The sequence below is a fragment of the Providencia sp. PROV003 genome, from assembly GCF_045040775.1.
GTDB classification, from domain to species: Bacteria; Pseudomonadota; Gammaproteobacteria; order Enterobacterales; family Enterobacteriaceae; genus Providencia; species Providencia huashanensis.
Genome location: NZ_CP096369.1, coordinates 267,880 through 285,609, shown reverse-complemented (window position 1 = coordinate 285,609; position 17,730 = coordinate 267,880). Strand labels below are relative to the sequence as shown.

Here is a 17,730-nt window from a genome sequence, read left to right as displayed (position 1 = left end):
GCTTGACTCTCACAGAGGAAAGCGTAATATACGCCACCTCGCGACAACGACCTAAGTTAATAAAAACTGAGTCGAATTTCCAAAAGAAATGTCGCAACGCTCTTTAACAATTTATCAGACAATCTGTGTGGGCACTCACAGGACACTATCAAAAAAATATTTGATTTTAAGTCTTGAAGAGTGACTAACACGTTAATTCATATATATGAAATAAAGTAGTAACGCTTATTTTGGAAGGATAACGCGAAGGCAAGCAGAGATAACCCGAGACAGTACTTAGGTACGGCGAGGGGAAGCGATGTGAAGCCGACAACGTTAGCCGAACAAAAGAACGTTACGGTCAGTAAGACATTCTTTGAGCATCAAGCTACTTTTAATTGAAGAGTTTGATCATGGCTCAGATTGAACGCTGGCGGCAGGCCTAACACATGCAAGTCGAGCGGTAACAGGGGAAGCTTGCTTCTCGCTGACGAGCGGCGGACGGGTGAGTAATGTATGGGGATCTGCCCGATAGAGGGGGATAACCACTGGAAACGGTGGCTAATACCGCATAATCTCTTAGGAGCAAAGCAGGGGAACTTCGGTCCTTGCGCTATCGGATGAACCCATATGGGATTAGCTAGTAGGTGAGGTAATGGCTCACCTAGGCGACGATCCCTAGCTGGTCTGAGAGGATGATCAGCCACACTGGGACTGAGACACGGCCCAGACTCCTACGGGAGGCAGCAGTGGGGAATATTGCACAATGGGCGCAAGCCTGATGCAGCCATGCCGCGTGTATGAAGAAGGCCTTAGGGTTGTAAAGTACTTTCAGTCGGGAGGAAGGCGTTGATGCTAATATCATCAACGATTGACGTTACCGACAGAAGAAGCACCGGCTAACTCCGTGCCAGCAGCCGCGGTAATACGGAGGGTGCAAGCGTTAATCGGAATTACTGGGCGTAAAGCGCACGCAGGCGGTTGATTAAGTTAGATGTGAAATCCCCGGGCTTAACCTGGGAATGGCATCTAAGACTGGTCAGCTAGAGTCTTGTAGAGGGGGGTAGAATTCCATGTGTAGCGGTGAAATGCGTAGAGATGTGGAGGAATACCGGTGGCGAAGGCGGCCCCCTGGACAAAGACTGACGCTCAGGTGCGAAAGCGTGGGGAGCAAACAGGATTAGATACCCTGGTAGTCCACGCTGTAAACGATGTCGATTTGAAGGTTGTTCCCTTGAGGAGTGGCTTTCGGAGCTAACGCGTTAAATCGACCGCCTGGGGAGTACGGCCGCAAGGTTAAAACTCAAATGAATTGACGGGGGCCCGCACAAGCGGTGGAGCATGTGGTTTAATTCGATGCAACGCGAAGAACCTTACCTACTCTTGACATCCAGAGAATTTAGCAGAGATGCTTTAGTGCCTTCGGGAACTCTGAGACAGGTGCTGCATGGCTGTCGTCAGCTCGTGTTGTGAAATGTTGGGTTAAGTCCCGCAACGAGCGCAACCCTTATCCTTTGTTGCCAGCGATTCGGTCGGGAACTCAAAGGAGACTGCCGGTGATAAACCGGAGGAAGGTGGGGATGACGTCAAGTCATCATGGCCCTTACGAGTAGGGCTACACACGTGCTACAATGGCGTATACAAAGAGAAGCGACCTCGCGAGAGCAAGCGGAACTCATAAAGTACGTCGTAGTCCGGATTGGAGTCTGCAACTCGACTCCATGAAGTCGGAATCGCTAGTAATCGTAGATCAGAATGCTACGGTGAATACGTTCCCGGGCCTTGTACACACCGCCCGTCACACCATGGGAGTGGGTTGCAAAAGAAGTAGGTAGCTTAACCTTCGGGAGGGCGCTTACCACTTTGTGATTCATGACTGGGGTGAAGTCGTAACAAGGTAACCGTAGGGGAACCTGCGGTTGGATCACCTCCTTACCATTGAAGTGTTTTTGTGAAGTGCTCACACAGATTGTCTGATAGAAAGTAGAGCAATAGGCTATACGTGGGAGACTTACTTGAAAGAGTAGGACTTGCATGAGATACCGCAGCAGTATGTGCAATATCTTGTGTCCCCTTCGTCTAGAGGCCTAGGACACCGCCCTTTCACGGCGGTAACAGGGGTTCGAATCCCCTAGGGGACGCCAATTGCGCCGATATCGAGTGAAAGACGATGTCCCCAATAATGATTAAGCCAATTACCTTGTAGTTGGTTTAACAATTATGCTCTTTAACAATCTGGAACAAGCTGAAAATTGAAAACAACGCACATTGTTTATCGCTTAAACAATGTGAGAGTCTCTCAAAAATCTCAACTTGAAGTGTTTTTCAAACACACAAACGAGTGGCATGAGCGAGCAGTGTGAAATTCAAGGCGGCTAGCGCACAGCAAGCGCAGCGTACAATAGTACGTGAGCATTGCGAGCACTACCCAACGAAGAAGTTCACCACGCACAGCCATGACGTTAAGTGTCGTCTGATAAGAAGACACCTTCGGGTTGTGAGGTTAAGCGACTAAGCGTACACGGTGGATGCCTAGGCAATCAGAGGCGATGAAGGACGTGCTAATCTGCGATAAGCGTCGGTAAGGTGATATGAACCGTTATACCCGACGATTTCCGAATGGGGAAACCCAGTGCAATTCGTTGCACTATCGTTTGATGAATACATAGTCAAACGAAGCGAACCGGGGGAACTGAAACATCTCAGTACCCCGAGGAAAAGAAATCAACCGAGATTCCCCTAGTAGCGGCGAGCGAACGGGGAGCAGCCCAGAGTCTTAATCAGCATTAGTATCAGGAGAACGGTCTGGAAAGTCCGGCAGTAAAGGGTGATAGCCCCGTATCTGAAGATATTAGTGTTGTGAACTCGACGAGTAGGGCGGGACACGTGTTATCCTGTCTGAATATGGGGGGACCATCCTCCAAGGCTAAATACTCCTGATTGACCGATAGTGAACCAGTACCGTGAGGGAAAGGCGAAAAGAACCCCGGCGAGGGGAGTGAAATAGAACCTGAAACCGTGTACGTACAAGCAGTGGGAGCCTTGATTTATCAGGGTGACTGCGTACCTTTTGTATAATGGGTCAGCGACTTATATTCTGTAGCAAGGTTAACCGTATAGGGGAGCCGTAGGGAAACCGAGTCTTAACTGGGCGAATGAGTTGCAGGGTATAGACCCGAAACCCGGTGATCTAGCCATGGGCAGGTTGAAGGTTGGGTAACACTAACTGGAGGACCGAACCGACTAATGTTGAAAAATTAGCGGATGACTTGTGGCTGGGGGTGAAAGGCCAATCAAACCGGGAGATAGCTGGTTCTCCCCGAAAGCTATTTAGGTAGCGCCTCGTGAACTCATCTTCGGGGGTAGAGCACTGTTTCGACTAGGGGGTCATCCCGACTTACCAACTCGATGCAAACTACGAATACCGAAGAATGTTATCACGGGAGACACACGGCGGGTGCTAACGTTCGTCGTGAAGAGGGAAACAACCCAGACCGCCAGCTAAGGTCCCAAAGTCATAGTTAAGTGGGAAACGAAGTGGGAAGGCTCAGACAGCCAGGATGTTGGCTTAGAAGCAGCCATCATTTAAAGAAAGCGTAATAGCTCACTGGTCGAGTCGGCCTGCGCGGAAGATGTAACGGGGCTAAACTATGCACCGAAGCTGCGGCAGCGATATGTAAATATTGTTGGGTAGGGGAGCGTTCTGTAAGCCTGTGAAGGTGTACTGTGAGGTATGCTGGAGGTATCAGAAGTGCGAATGCTGACATAAGTAACGATAATGCGGGTGAAAAACCCGCACGCCGGAAGACCAAGGGTTCCTGTCCAACGTTAATCGGGGCAGGGTGAGTCGACCCCTAAGGCGAGGCAGAAATGCGTAGTCGATGGGAAACGGGTTAATATTCCCGTACTGGTGATAATTGCGATGGGGGGACGGAGAAGGCTAGGCTGGCCGGGCGACGGTTGTCCCGGTTTAAGGATGTAGGCAGGTGAATTAGGCAAATCCGGTTCACTATATGCTGAGGTCTGATGACGAGTCACTACGGTGGCGAAGTAGCTCATGCCCCGCTTCCAGGAAAAGCCTCTAAGCTCTAGATTATCACTAATCGTACCCCAAACCGACACAGGTGGTCAGGTAGAGAATACTCAGGCGCTTGAGAGAACTCGGGTGAAGGAACTAGGCAAAATGGTGCCGTAACTTCGGGAGAAGGCACGCTGGCGCTAGGTGAAGTGGTTTACCCATGGAGCTGAAGCCAGTCGCAGATACCAGCTGGCTGCAACTGTTTATTAAAAACACAGCACTGTGCAAACACGAAAGTGGACGTATACGGTGTGACGCCTGCCCGGTGCTGGAAGGTTAATTGATGGGGTTATCCGTAAGGAGAAGCTCTTGATCGAAGCCCCAGTAAACGGCGGCCGTAACTATAACGGTCCTAAGGTAGCGAAATTCCTTGTCGGGTAAGTTCCGACCTGCACGAATGGCGTAATGATGGCCAGGCTGTCTCCACCCGAGACTCAGTGAAATTGAACTCGCTGTGAAGATGCAGTGTACCCGCGGCAAGACGGAAAGACCCCGTGAACCTTTACTATAGCTTGACACTGAACATTGAGCCTTGATGTGTAGGATAGGTGGGAGGCTTTGAAGTGTGGACGCCAGTCTGCATGGAGCCAACCTTGAAATACCACCCTTTAATGTTTGATGTTCTAACGTTGCCCCGTTATCCGGGGTGCGGACAGTGTCTGGTGGGTAGTTTGACTGGGGCGGTCTCCTCCCAAAGAGTAACGGAGGAGCACGAAGGTTGGCTAAGCATGGTCGGACATCATGCGGTTAGTGCAAAGGCATAAGCCAGCTTGACTGCGAGAGTGACGGCTCGAGCAGGTACGAAAGTAGGTCTTAGTGATCCGGTGGTTCTGAATGGAAGGGCCATCGCTCAACGGATAAAAGGTACTCCGGGGATAACAGGCTGATACCGCCCAAGAGTTCATATCGACGGCGGTGTTTGGCACCTCGATGTCGGCTCATCACATCCTGGGGCTGAAGTAGGTCCCAAGGGTACGGCTGTTCGCCGTTTAAAGTGGTACGCGAGCTGGGTTTAGAACGTCGTGAGACAGTTCGGTCCCTATCTGCCGTGGGCGTTGGAAGATTGAAAGGGGCTGCTCCTAGTACGAGAGGACCGGAGTGGACGCACCACTGGTGTTCGGGTTGTCATGCCAATGGCATTGCCCGGTAGCTAAGTGCGGAAGAGATAACCGCTGAAAGCATCTAAGCGGGAAACTTGCCTTGAGATGAGTCTTCCCTGACCCTTTAAGGGTCCTAAAGGAACGTTTAAGACTAAGACGTTGATAGGTTGGGTGTGTAAGCATAGCGATATGTTGAGCTAACCAATACTAATGAACCGTGAGGCTTAACCTGACAACACCGAAGGTGTTTTAGAGATTGAGAGATGAGATTGATTCAATGAGCGTGAGAAGCCGAGAGGCGAGGGACATGGCAGCTTGTTCAAGATTGCAGTTCTGGTTTAGTGACGAAATGTACTAAACGGGAACAAACCGAATTTGTCTGGCGGCAATAGCGCGGTGGTCCCACCTGACCCCATGCCGAACTCAGCAGTGAAACGCCGTAGCGCCGATGGTAGTGTGGGGTCTCCCCATGTGAGAGTAGGGAACTGCCAGACATTAAATTAGTGAGAAAGCCACCCAATGGGTGGCTTTTTTGCGTTTGGGGGTTAGGTGATGAGGCGTGGCAGTGTGGAGCGAAGAGTGAGGTGTTCAGTCTCAGGGCGACTCTGATTGTGAGGGCTCTGCCTAGGGGAATGAGGCATTGAGACCACTGCATATTTTATTATCCTGTAGGCTAACTTCTAACTTCTAACTTCTAACTTCTAACTTCTAATGTCTAGCTTTTAAATTAACAGTCTGATTAGCAGAGGACTAGGTTAACCCCTCATTAGTACAGAGATATTCTTTTCCTGCCCATCTCGTTTTAACTTGTTTATTCCTTTATTCCTTTATTCCTTTATTCCTTTATTCCTTTATTCCTTTATTCCTTTATTCCTTTATTCCTTTATTCCTTTATTCCTTTATTCCTTATGAACTGAGCGGACTCTGTTTTTGTAACCCATCATCCTGATTTTTTATTCCTCAAGTTTTCGTCTGGCCGTGATTTGAGGCGGTGTTAATCCTCCCTCAACGGTGCAATAACATTGTTATGTTGAATAAGTGTGTGGAATTTAAAGTAGTAAGTAACAGCTCACTTATCGAGGTTGGTTTAACACATTGAGAAATAAAAATAAATCAATCAGCTAGGGGAGAGACTAAAGCTAGGAGTAGAGAGGTTTAGCATCAGCTCATCCGAAAAGTGTAATGATATTGGTATGGTGGATAGGTGTGTCGTATTTGAAGTGGTAAGTAACAACTCACTGAGTTGGGGGGAGCAAATACAGAGTGAAGCTAGCGTGAGCTTGGCTGTAGAGTAAGGACTGAGCATGGCATGAGGAAGTTGGGCATCTGTTCACTCTGAATGCACAGTGATATTGATGTGTTGAATGGGCATGTCGGATTTAAAGTAGTAAGTAACAACTCACTTATTGGGGGGAGTTTAATATGTTAAAAAACAAATTAAATCAATTGCCTAAGGTAGAGGCTAAGCTGGGAGTAGAGATGTTTGGCACTAGTTCATGCGGAAAGTTTAATGATATTGGTATGGTGAATAGGTGTGTCGTATTTGAAGTGGTAAGTAACAACTCACTGAGTTGGGGGGAGCAAATACAGAGTGAAGCTAGCGTGAGCTTGGCTGTAGAGTAAGGACTGAGCATGGCATGAGGAAGTTGGGCATCTGTTCACTCTGAATGCACAGTGATATTGATGTGTTGAATGGGCATGTCGGATTTAAAGTAGTAAGTAACAACTCACTTATTGGGGGGAGTTTAATATGTTAAAAAACAAATTAAATCAATTGCCTAAGGTAGAGGCTAAGCTGGGAGTAGAGATGTTTGGCACTAGTTCATGCGGAAAGTTTAATGATATTGGTGTGGTGAATAGGTGCGTCGTATTTAAAGTAGTAAGTAACAACTCACTTATCGAGGTTGGTTTAATCCACTGAAAAAATAAGAATAAATTAATCAGCTAGGGAAAGGCTAAGCAGGGGGGAGAGATGTTTGGCTCTAGTTCATGCGGAAAGTGTAATGATATTGGTATGGTGAATAGGTGTGTCGGATCTAAAGTAGTGAGTAACAACTCACTGAGTTGGGGGGAGCAAATGCAGAGTAGAAGCTAGCGTGAGTTTGGCTGTAGAGTAAGGACTGAGCAAGGCATGAGGAAGTTGGACATCTGTTCACTCTGAATACACAGTGATATTGGTGTGTTGAATAGGCGTGTCAGATCTAAAGTAGTAAGTAACAACTCACAAGTTTTGGGATATAGGGCATTTTAGAGCTTAAATTAACGACTACATATTATTTTAGTAATAGCTAAAGCTGCCATTTGATAATGACATAAAGACGTTTATTAAATAATTTTTGGTACAGTATTTTGAAATAATTTTGCGATGTATAACTAAATAATACAGTCACTGCTCAGCTGCGATGAATACTGCCCTAGTTTTACCTAATGCTTAAAACGTCTAAGTAGAATATCTATCTATAAAATATCACTATTGATTAAAAAATATATAAAATCAATACATTATAAGATAGGTATACTCAAGTTAATGCCATGACAAATGAATCTACGTGAAATTATTTCAATTAGTCTTGAAAAGCTCGACAAGGTAAGTAACATTGGTTAGATTATTTAGCATTCTAGAAGTCTAAACGTATAAAAGTATATAAAAGGGGATGAATGATGCCAATTCGTTTACCAGACGAGTTACCCGCAGTTAATTTCTTACGTGAAGAAAATGTTTTTGTCATGACAACGACAAGAGCTAGCCTTCAGGAGATCCGTCCCTTGAAAGTGTTAATACTGAATTTAATGCCTAAAAAAATAGAAACGGAAAATCAGTTCTTAAGGCTTTTATCTAATACACCATTACAGGTTGATATCCAGTTATTGCGTATTGACCAAAGGGAATCTAAAAATACTCCTACAGAGCATTTGAATAATTTTTATTGTGATTTTGAAGATATTAAAGATCAAAATTTTGATGGTTTAATCGTAACAGGAGCTCCGTTAGGGCTAGTTGAATTTACCGATGTATGTTATTGGGAACAAATAGAAAAGGTAATTAGATGGGCGAAAAGCCATGTTACTTCAACGCTCTTTGTGTGTTGGGCCGTACAGGCTGCATTGAAAGTTCTTTATGATTTGCCAAAATGGACTAGAGAAGAAAAACTTTCAGGCGTATATCAGCATGATACATTGGAGCCGTATGCATTATTAACGCGAGGGTTTGATGCTTCATTCTATGCTCCACACTCTCGTTATGCGGATTTCCCTGAAGAGCTTATCCGCAAGCATACCGATCTTGAAATTTTAGCCAGTTCAGAAGAAGCTGGTGCTTATTTATTTGCATCAAAAGATAAACGCTTGGCATTTGTTACTGGCCACCCTGAATATGATAGAGATACGCTCGCTCAAGAATACTGGCGAGATGTTGATGCAGGTATTTCACCAGAAATCCCATGTAATTATTTTAAAAATAATGATCCTAATAAAGGCCCAACAATTAGCTGGCGAAGCCATGGGCACTTACTTTTTTCGAATTGGCTTAATTATTATGTGTACCAGATCACACCATTCGATCTTACTCACATGGAGCCTACACTAGATTAAAATAAGGGATGTTGAGCTTAAAATGTTTGTTATGTCACTCTAACTAATTATAGTTAGCATTTTATTTAGATTAATATTCCAGAAAATTTACAATATTTAAAACTAAAGCAGCCATTTATGGCTGCTTTTTTTATTTTTGGGGTAAATTATTTAACAATTTTACTTTTTAGTAATTGTTTTATTTAACAAGTGCTTAACACTATTTATCTTGTTATAAGAATCATTGTTCAAAAATAAATAATTGTAAAATGCCATTAATATCATAAAGATAAGGTGTATTTTATATAAAATGGAAACGGTTTTTGATTTATTTGTTATTTGATCGTAAGCTTAATTCATAGTCAGATGTGAATGAGGAAAGGTCAATGGAAAATCAATTGTTAATATCAAAGTTAGCATTTTCAAAGGAAATATCTCAGCAAGATACTAGGGTCTTACATAATGATTCTATTGAGTTTCTTTCAAATTTGGTTGAGGCGTTTTTACCACGTCGTGAAGAGTTACTAAAACAAAGAACCATAAGGCAACAAAAAATTGATGCGGGCGAATTGCCGGATTTTATTTCGGAATTTGATTCCATTAAAAAATCAGAATGGAAAATACAGAATATACCTGAGGATTTACGTGACCGCCGGGTTGAAATAACAGGTCCTGTCGAACGAAAAATGGTTATTAATGCTTTGAATTCTAACGTTAAAGTATTTATGGCTGACTTTGAAGACTCTCTTTCTCCCTCATGGGAAAAATTGATTGATGGGCAAATCAATTTAAGTGATGCAATTAATGGCGATATTTCTTACACCAATGAAAAAGGTAAGGTTTATCAGCTTAAATCTGACCCTGCTGTTTTAATTGCACGTGTACGAGGGCTACATCTAGACGAAAAGCATGTATCACTTGCGGGAAAAAATATTCCGGGGGGGCTATTTGATTTTGCACTTTACTTTTTTAATAACTATCAAGCGTTGTTGAAGAAAGGAAGTGGGCCTTATTTTTATATCCCTAAATTGGAATCTTGGCAGGAAGCAAAATGGTGGAGTGATGTATTTAGTGCTGCAGAAGATGCTGTCAGTTTGCCTCGTGGAACAATTAAAGCAACAGTTTTAATTGAAACTTTACCTGCGGTATTCCAGATGGATGAAATTTTGTATCACATGCGTCACCACATTGTCGGGTTAAATTGTGGTCGTTGGGATTATATTTTTAGTTATATCAAAACATTAAAAGAGCACCCAGATAGGGTACTACCCGATCGCCAAGTGGTTACGATGACCCAAGATTTTCTAAGTGCTTATTCACGTTTGCTTATTAAAACTTGTCATCGTCGTGGGGCTTTTGCTATGGGGGGAATGTCCGCATTTATCCCAAGTAAAGATGAAACAGAGAACCAAGCTATATTGGCTAAAGTAAGAGCAGATAAAGAGCTTGAAGCAAAAAATGGTCACGATGGTTCGTGGGTTGCTCACCCAGGTCTTGCAGATACAGTGATGGATGTCTTTAACCAAGTTCTAGGAGAGAACACCAATCAACTGCATGTTACTCGTGATTCTGACGAACCAATCACAGCGGAGCAACTATTAAAACCTTGCGCAGGCGAACGAACCGATGCAGGTATGAGGGCAAATATTCGGGTCGCTGTGCAATATATTGAAGCATGGATTTCAGGTAATGGGTGCGTTCCTATCTATGGCTTAATGGAAGATGCTGCTACCGCTGAAATTTCTCGAACTTCGATTTGGCAATGGATCAGGCATGAAAAGTCACTAACCAACGGCGAAAAAGTGACAAAAGCGTTGTTCGAAGAAATGCTAGATGAAGAGCTTCAAGTTATTCAAAAAGAACTTGGTGATAAGCGTTTTCAGCATGGTCGTTTCCGTGAAGCAGCGGAGCTAATGCGCCAAATTACGACACAAGATGAACTTATTGAGTTCTTAACTATTCCTGGTTACCAATTATTAGATTAGTAACAACAAATATAAATTCGATAAACCCTACATATTCTTATAAAGGAAGTTAATCATGACGACATCGCGCTTAGACCAAATTGCCCAATTAGAAAATGAATGGAAGAAACCACGTTGGAAAGGCATTAATCGCCCGTATTCTGCTGAGGAAGTTATCAAACTTCGCGGTTCTGTTAATCCGGAGCATACCCTTGCTCGTAGGGGGGCAGAGCGCTTTTGGGAACAACTGAATGGCAAATCTAAGAAAGGCTACGTCAATGCACTAGGTGCATTGACGGGTGGGCAGGCATTACAACAAGCGAAAGCTGGTGTTGAGGCCATTTATCTTTCTGGTTGGCAGGTTGCTGCTGATGCAAATACAGCCTCAAGTATGTACCCTGATCAGTCACTTTACCCAGTTGATTCGGTTCCTTCTGTCGTTCAGAAAATTAACAATACTTTTCGCCGGGCAGATCAAATTCAATGGGCGAATGGCATTGGGCCAGATAATAAAGAATATATTGATTTCTTTTTACCGATTATTGCAGATGCAGAAGCCGGTTTTGGTGGGGTATTGAATGCCTTTGAGTTAATGAAAAATATGATAGAAGCAGGGGCAGCGGCTGTGCACTTTGAAGACCAATTGGCTGCGGTGAAAAAATGCGGTCATATGGGCGGTAAAGTATTGGTTCCGACTCAAGAAGCTGTTCAAAAATTAGTTGCCGCACGTTTAGCCGCTGATGTCTCTGGTGTACCAACGATCCTGATCGCAAGAACTGATGCCGATGCAGCTGATCTTCTGACATCTGATTGTGACCCATATGATTCGGCATTTGTCACTGGTGAGCGTACTTCTGAAGGGTTCTTCCGGACTAACGCAGGTATCGAGCAAGCGATTAGTCGTGGTTTGGCATACGCGCCTTATGCAGACCTCGTGTGGTGTGAAACATCAAAACCAGACTTAGATGCTGCGCGCCAGTTTGCTGAAGCAATTCATGCTAAATACCCAGGTAAATTATTGGCTTACAACTGCTCACCTTCATTTAATTGGAAGAAAAATTTAGATGATTCCACAATCGCACGTTTCCAATATGAGTTGTCAGCCATGGGTTATCGCTTCCAATTTATTACTTTAGCGGGCATTCATAGTATGTGGTTCAACATGTTTGACCTTGCACATGCTTATGCACAAGGTGAAGGTATGAAACATTACGTGGAAAAAGTGCAAGAGCCTGAATTTGCGGCGATAAATAAAGGCTATACCTTCTCTTCTCACCAACAAGAAGTAGGTACTGGTTATTTTGATAAAGTTACAACGGTTATTCAAGGGGGGACTTCTTCAGTCACTGCTTTAACAGGGTCGACAGAAGAAGAACAATTCTAGTTAATTGGCTTCATTTCATTCGGTGTCCTTATTGGTTAGGTGTATCTATTAATTTGCAGGCACGTTGAGTGCCTGTTTTTTTTAAATTAGTTCAAATAGGAGCGAGTATGATACTCACGACTGAACAGATAATAGCCCAAACCATTCTACAAGGATTTGATGCGCAATATGGGCGTTTTCTAGAGATAACCTCAGGAGCTCAGGAAAGGTTTGAGCAAGGGGATTGGCATGCTATCCAACATGCAATGAAAAGAAGGATCCAACTTTATGATCACCATGTTGGTTTGGTTGTTGCCCAGCTACAATTCATGGGGTTAGTTCAATCTTTAACACCAAACAAACTATCAGAAATAAAAAATGTGTATAAAACGTTGTTGCCAGATTACCCACGCTTCGAGATAGCAGAAAGTTTTTTTAATTCAGTTTATTGCCGTTTATTTCAACACCGAGACCTTACACAAGATAACTTATTCATTTTTACTTCTCAGCCTGTAAGGCGGTTTTCTATTTCCCCTCGGCCATTGGCTTGGGAGTATCAGGTTGATGATAATCTGTATGGGTTACTATTTTCGATTCTAAGTGGGTTACCATTAAGAATAAAATGGCGAAATTTAGAGTTTGATATTCATTGTATTATCAATATATTGCACTCACGGTTTTCAGGATTTGAAAAGCGAAAAGTCTGTTTTCATATTGCCAATGAACTGTTTTATCGTAACAAAGCTGCTTGGTTAGTTGGTAAAATTTATATTGATGATGAAGTCTATCCATTTTTACTTCCCATTCATCATGATGATGATAAGCAAATTTACATCGATACCTGCCTCACCGAATTTGATGAAGCGAGTATTGTGTTTGGCTTTGCTCGCTCTTATTTTATGGTGTATGCACCTTTCCCTGCGGCATTAGTATTTTGGCTGCGGGAAATTTTGCCCAGTAAATCCATTGCTGAATTATATATGGCGATTGGTTGTCAAAAACATGGAAAAACAGAGTATTACCGTGAGTATCTTGCTTATATTAATTTTGCCCGTGAGCAATTTACGCTTGCACCAGGTGTTAAAGGAATGGTGATGCTTGTATTTACAGCGCCTTCTTTTGACCGTGTTTTCAAAATTATCAAAGATAAGTTTGCCCCACAAAAGGATGTCACGAAAGAAAGGGTGCAGGAATGTTATCGGCTTGTCAAAGAACACGATAGAGTTGGGCGTATGGCAGATACACAAGAATTTGAAAATTTTGTGATTGATAAAAGCGCTATTAGTGAAGAATTGATGACAGAGCTATTAAACGAGGCTCCTTCACAAATTGAAGATTTAGGAGACCAAGTGTTGATCCGCCATTTGTACATGGAAAGAAAGATGGTGCCTTTAAATATCTATATGGATAACGCAAATGAGGAACAGCTAAAAAGTGTTTTGAATGAGTATGGCTTGGCAATTAAACAGTTGGCGGCGGCGAATATTTTCCCTGGTGATATGTTATTTAAAAACTTTGGTGTTACGCGTCATGGTCGGGTTGTTTTTTATGACTACGATGAAATTTGTTATATGACAGAAGTTAATTTCCGTAAAATTCCTGTGGCATTATATCCTGAGCAAGAGCTCGCTAATGAGCCATGGTATAGCATTGGTGAACAGGATGTTTTTCCTGAAGAATTTGTTTCTTTTATTTGTCAAACGGCAGAAATTGGTGATTATCTGCGACGTTATCATGCCGATTTATTTTCGGCAGATTACTGGCAAAAGTTGCAAAAGCGAATTTTGGCAGGTCATGTCGAGGATGTTTATGCATATCGAGAAGAGCTACGTTTTTGCCATAGGTTTAATGAAATAGCTTATGATTCATGAGATAGAAAATTGATAGGGTTAAAGAAAGCTACATTGAGAACGACTCAGTCAGTAGTATCGAATCGTTCTCAACGGTAAATAGAATTTCGCTGTTTTAACGCTTTGCACCCAATACTGCTTCTTGGGCAAGTTGGGTTATTTTTTCGTAGTTGCCAGTAGTTAAAGCCTCTTCGGGCACTAACCAAGAGCCACCAATACACAGAACGCTCTCTAGTTCTAAATAACTACGATAGTTTTCTGGTGAAATTCCCCCTGTTGGGCAGAACTTTACGTGTGAGAAAGGGCCGACAATGGCTTTTAAGGCTTTAACGCCACCATTCGCTTCTGCTGGGAAAAACTTGAATGCTTTCAAACCATAATTCATACCCAGCATTAGTTCTGAAACCGTTGAAATGCCGGGGATCAGTGGGATATTTCCTTGGGTTGCAGCACTCAATAATTCTTCGGTTAAACCGGGGCTAATAGCAAATTTAGCGCCAGCTTTTGTCACATCAGCAAGTTGTTTCGCATTGAGTACAGTCCCTGCCCCAACAATGGTGTCAGGGACTTCTTGAGCAATCAGGCGAATTGCTTCAATTGCACATTCGGTACGTAATGTGACCTCAAGTACATTAACGCCGCCTTTCACCAAGGCTTTAGCGAGAGGGACGGCTTGTTCTAGTTTTTTAATGACAATGACTGGGACCACAGGGCCTTGTTTGAGCACGCTTTCAGCGGTTATGTTCCAATTATTCATTTTTTATTCCTATTTAATACCAATAGATTAAAAATCAATGCTACAAGCACCTTCTTCTGCGCCAGACAAGTTTCTTCTTAATGCGCCAAAAAGTTCTCTGCCACAACCGCTACGTTCTGCGATTAAGTCCGGTTTGAAAGATTGTCGTTTGTTTAATACAGTGTCATCGACAAGTAATTGTAATTCACCAGTTAACGCATTTACTCTAATGATATCGCCATCTTTTACTTTTGCGAGTAATCCACCGTTATAGGCTTCGGGAGTGACATGGATTGCGGATGGAACTTTACCTGATGCTCCTGATAGCCGGCCATCAGTCACTAAGGCAACTTTATAACCTTTATCGATAAGCACTCCCAGTGGTGGCATTAATTTATGAAGTTCAGGCATCCCGTTAGCGGATGGGCCTTGGAAGCGAACTACGATGATACAATCTCGATTAAGGTTGCCTGACTCAAAGTGTTTTGCGATATCATTTTGGTTATTAAATACTACCGCAGGCGCTTCAATAATTTGATTTTCTTCGGGGACCGCGGACGTTTTCATCACAGCACGGCCTAAATTACCTGAGAGTAATTTAGTACCTCCATGGGGTGAAAAAGGCGTGTCAATTTCAGCAATAACATCTGTATTGAATGAATGTTTGGGGCCTTCTCGCCATTCAAGTTGCCCGTTATTTAACCAAGGCTCTAATGTGTAACGCGTTAAACCAAAGCCTGCTACAGTATGAACATCTTGGTGTAACAAGCCTTTTTGCAGCAGTTGGTGGACTAGTAATGCGACGCCACCTGCGGCTTGAAATTGGTTGATGTCAGCTTGGCCATTAGGGTAAATTCGGCAAATGAGCGGTACAATTGCAGAAATATCAGAAAAATCATCCCAGTTGATAATGACCCCGGCAGCTCTAGCGATGGCAACAAGGTGCATCGTTAAATTGGTAGAGCCGCCAGTTGCTAGTAAGGCAACAATACCATTGACGATAACTTTTTCATCAATGAGGCGACCAATTGGTAAATAATGGCCAGATTGCTCGGTTAACCGGGTAATTTGCTGTGCTGTTGCATCTGTTAGCGCATAGCGTAATGGGGAATCAGGGGGGACAAACGATGCACCTGGTAAGTGTAACCCCATGACTTCCATCATCATTTGGTTTGAATTAGCGGTACCATAGAATGTGCAGGTACCAATACCATGGTATGATGCTGCTTCAGCTTCTAATAACGCGAGTCTATCGACTTTTCCTTCCACATACAGTTGGCGAATACGTACTTTTTCTTTATTAGGTAGGCCCGTGGCCATCGGCCCAGCAGGGACAAATATAGCAGGTAAATGCCCAAAAGAGAGGGCTCCAAGTAATAAGCCTGGAACAATTTTATCGCAAATACCCAAATAAAGAGCGCCATCAAACATATTATGGGATAAACCAATTGCTGTAGACATCGCGATGACATCTCTACTTAGCATAGAGAGTTCCATCCCATCTTGCCCCTGAGTTACACCATCACACATGGCAGGGACACCAGCTGCAACTTGCCCAATAGAACCCGATTCAAGTAACGCTTTTTTTAGTTGTTCAGGGTATTTATCATAAGGTCGATGAGCAGAAAGCATGTCATTGTAAGAGCTGATGATAGCAATATCAGAACGCGTCATACTTTTAAGGATCTGCTTTTCATCATTTTGGCAGGCAGCAAAACCATGAGCAAGGTTACCACAAGCCAGCGAGGCTCGATGGACAGTTGTACTACGAGCACGTTCAATTTTATTGAGGAAAGCTGCTCGAGCTTGTGCAGAACGAGAGATAATGCGCTGTGTAATGCGCTCAAGTTCCTCATTGAGTGCTGGAGATTTTGTCACTTCAGAGATATTAGAACTCATGGTAATTGCTCCATCATGCAGACCTATAGTCAATTAATCTGCAAGTCATGTAAGTTGTGCTTATCGTTATACCTATTCCAGATAACGTTACAAAATAAATGTTACCGGTAACATTGTTAAATGAAAATAGAACAGTTGCAATATTCAAAATGAATATTTGAAGTTATATGTGATCTTAATCAAGGTTGACTATGGAATAAATCGAACAAGAAATGGACTAAAACTCATGCTATAGTCATTAAATAGAAGCAGTTGCCTGCAAAATTAAGGTAAATTGGGAATATTGTTAATGTGTATACTAAAAATTCAAATAGTGGGCGAATGCGTCGCTTAGTTACTGCAACCTTGATGTTGCTAATGGTTAATTATGTCCAAGCTCAGGTAGTGTTGACATCGGGGTCGCATAAAATTTTAACCAGTATATTCAACCAACAAAATGAAATGCAGCGATATCATTCAACATCGGCAGAAAAAATTGATGTGCTCACTCAGTATTTTTTAAATACCCCCTACGATAAACAAACGTTAAATATGAGCCCACTCTTTGCTGAAAACTTAGTCGTTAATTTAGAAGCGATGGATTGTATGACCTTTATTGAGTACGTTGAGGCATTTAAAGGGGCTGAAAATAGTGCACAATTTTTTAGGAACCTGACTAGTATTCGTTATTTTAATCAAGATGTTACATACAAAAACCGCCGCCACTTTTTTTCGGATTGGGCACAAGGTGATAGCGCGGTTGCAGAGGACATTACGGCTAAAATTAGCCCATATGCCGTTAACGTTTCTAAGCAGCTTAATTTAAAAGGTAATCGAAAGACGTATATTTTAGGGTTGCCCATTACCTATAGAGATATAAACTATATTCCATCTAAATATATAGATAATGATTTGATTACAAGGCTTAAGACCGGTGATTATATTGGTATTTACTCAACGAATAGAGGCTTGGATGTTAGTCACGTTGGTATTGTAATACAAAAAGGAAACAAAACAATTTTTAGGAATGCTTCTTCATTACGTGAAAATTTCAAAGTTAGTGATGTTGAATTACAGCACTACATACAAGGAAAAGAAGGCATTATTGTATTTAGGTCAAAAATAGATTATTAATCTGTTAATTGGTGGTTATTGAATTGAAAAATGAACTTTTGACCTAATTATATTGTATAAATATGAGTTAATCTTTGT

General features: G+C 42.7%; 8 protein-coding genes, 1 tRNA gene and 3 rRNA genes. 10 read left to right on the top strand and 2 right to left on the bottom strand.

Annotated features, from left to right (window positions below; genetic code table 11):
• The first annotated feature begins 374 nt into the window (after nt 1-374).
• From M1F14_RS01160 to aceK, 9 genes are all read left to right on the top strand, one after another.
• A 16S ribosomal RNA gene (locus M1F14_RS01160) occupies nt 375-1,914 on the top strand.
• A gap of 133 nt (nt 1,915-2,047) precedes the next feature.
• Nucleotides 2,048-2,123: transfer RNA gene (locus M1F14_RS01155), tRNA-Glu, on the top strand.
• A gap of 357 nt (nt 2,124-2,480) precedes the next feature.
• Nucleotides 2,481-5,389: ribosomal RNA gene (locus M1F14_RS01150) — 23S ribosomal RNA — on the top strand.
• 146 nt (nt 5,390-5,535) lie between these two features.
• A 5S ribosomal RNA gene (gene rrf, locus M1F14_RS01145) occupies nt 5,536-5,651 on the top strand.
• Together the 16S, 23S and 5S rRNA genes with 1 tRNA gene alongside form the textbook arrangement of a ribosomal RNA operon.
• Nucleotides 5,652-6,579: 928 nt before the next feature.
• Complete coding sequence (locus tag M1F14_RS01140) at nt 6,580-6,780, top strand: hypothetical protein (protein ID WP_071547640.1); 201 nt, start codon at nt 6,580-6,582, stop codon at nt 6,778-6,780.
• Between the two features lie 1,038 nt (nt 6,781-7,818).
• Nucleotides 7,819-8,748, top strand: coding sequence for a homoserine O-succinyltransferase (gene metA, locus M1F14_RS01135; protein WP_048608842.1), 930 nt, complete (start codon nt 7,819-7,821; stop codon nt 8,746-8,748).
• A gap of 365 nt (nt 8,749-9,113) precedes the next feature.
• Nucleotides 9,114-10,712, top strand: a complete 1,599-nt coding sequence (gene aceB / locus M1F14_RS01130; protein WP_042848541.1) for a malate synthase A — start codon at nt 9,114-9,116, stop codon at nt 10,710-10,712.
• A 55-nt stretch (nt 10,713-10,767) separates the two neighbouring features.
• A complete protein-coding gene (gene aceA / locus M1F14_RS01125) occupies nt 10,768-12,075 on the top strand; it encodes an isocitrate lyase (RefSeq protein WP_181469028.1) in 1,308 nt (435 codons plus the stop codon).
• A gap of 107 nt (nt 12,076-12,182) precedes the next feature.
• A complete protein-coding gene (aceK, locus tag M1F14_RS01120; protein WP_042848538.1) occupies nt 12,183-13,925 on the top strand; it encodes a bifunctional isocitrate dehydrogenase kinase/phosphatase in 1,743 nt (580 codons plus the stop codon).
• A gap of 94 nt (nt 13,926-14,019) precedes the next feature.
• Here the strand turns inward: aceK and M1F14_RS01115 are convergent, their stop codons facing one another.
• Entirely contained in the window at nt 14,020-14,661 is a 642-nt protein-coding gene (locus M1F14_RS01115; protein ID WP_181469029.1) for a bifunctional 4-hydroxy-2-oxoglutarate aldolase/2-dehydro-3-deoxy-phosphogluconate aldolase, read from the bottom strand.
• Nucleotides 14,662-14,688: 27 nt separating this feature from the next.
• A complete protein-coding gene (edd, locus tag M1F14_RS01110; protein ID WP_048608838.1) occupies nt 14,689-16,539 on the bottom strand; it encodes a phosphogluconate dehydratase in 1,851 nt (616 codons plus the stop codon).
• A 291-nt stretch (nt 16,540-16,830) separates the two neighbouring features.
• Between edd and M1F14_RS01105 the strand changes: the two genes are divergently transcribed.
• Nucleotides 16,831-17,652: an N-acetylmuramoyl-L-alanine amidase-like domain-containing protein gene (locus tag M1F14_RS01105; RefSeq protein WP_232370509.1), complete on the top strand. Its 822-nt coding sequence runs from the start codon at nt 16,831-16,833 to the stop codon at nt 17,650-17,652.
• Nucleotides 17,653-17,730: the final 78 nt, after the last annotated feature.

What these genes read in the sequence shown, in the direction of transcription:
- M1F14_RS01115 (WP_181469029.1), bottom strand. Translation starts at nt 14,661, where the DNA reads ATGAATAATTGGAACATAACCGCTGAAAGCGTGCTCAAACAAGGCCCT.
- M1F14_RS01140 (WP_071547640.1), top strand. Translation starts at nt 6,580, where the DNA reads ATGTTAAAAAACAAATTAAATCAATTGCCTAAGGTAGAGGCTAAGCTG.
- edd (WP_048608838.1), bottom strand. Translation starts at nt 16,539, where the DNA reads ATGAGTTCTAATATCTCTGAAGTGACAAAATCTCCAGCACTCAATGAG.
- aceA (WP_181469028.1), top strand. Translation starts at nt 10,768, where the DNA reads ATGACGACATCGCGCTTAGACCAAATTGCCCAATTAGAAAATGAATGG.
- metA (WP_048608842.1), top strand. Translation starts at nt 7,819, where the DNA reads ATGCCAATTCGTTTACCAGACGAGTTACCCGCAGTTAATTTCTTACGT.
- aceB (WP_042848541.1), top strand. Translation starts at nt 9,114, where the DNA reads ATGGAAAATCAATTGTTAATATCAAAGTTAGCATTTTCAAAGGAAATA.
- aceK (WP_042848538.1), top strand. Translation starts at nt 12,183, where the DNA reads ATGATACTCACGACTGAACAGATAATAGCCCAAACCATTCTACAAGGA.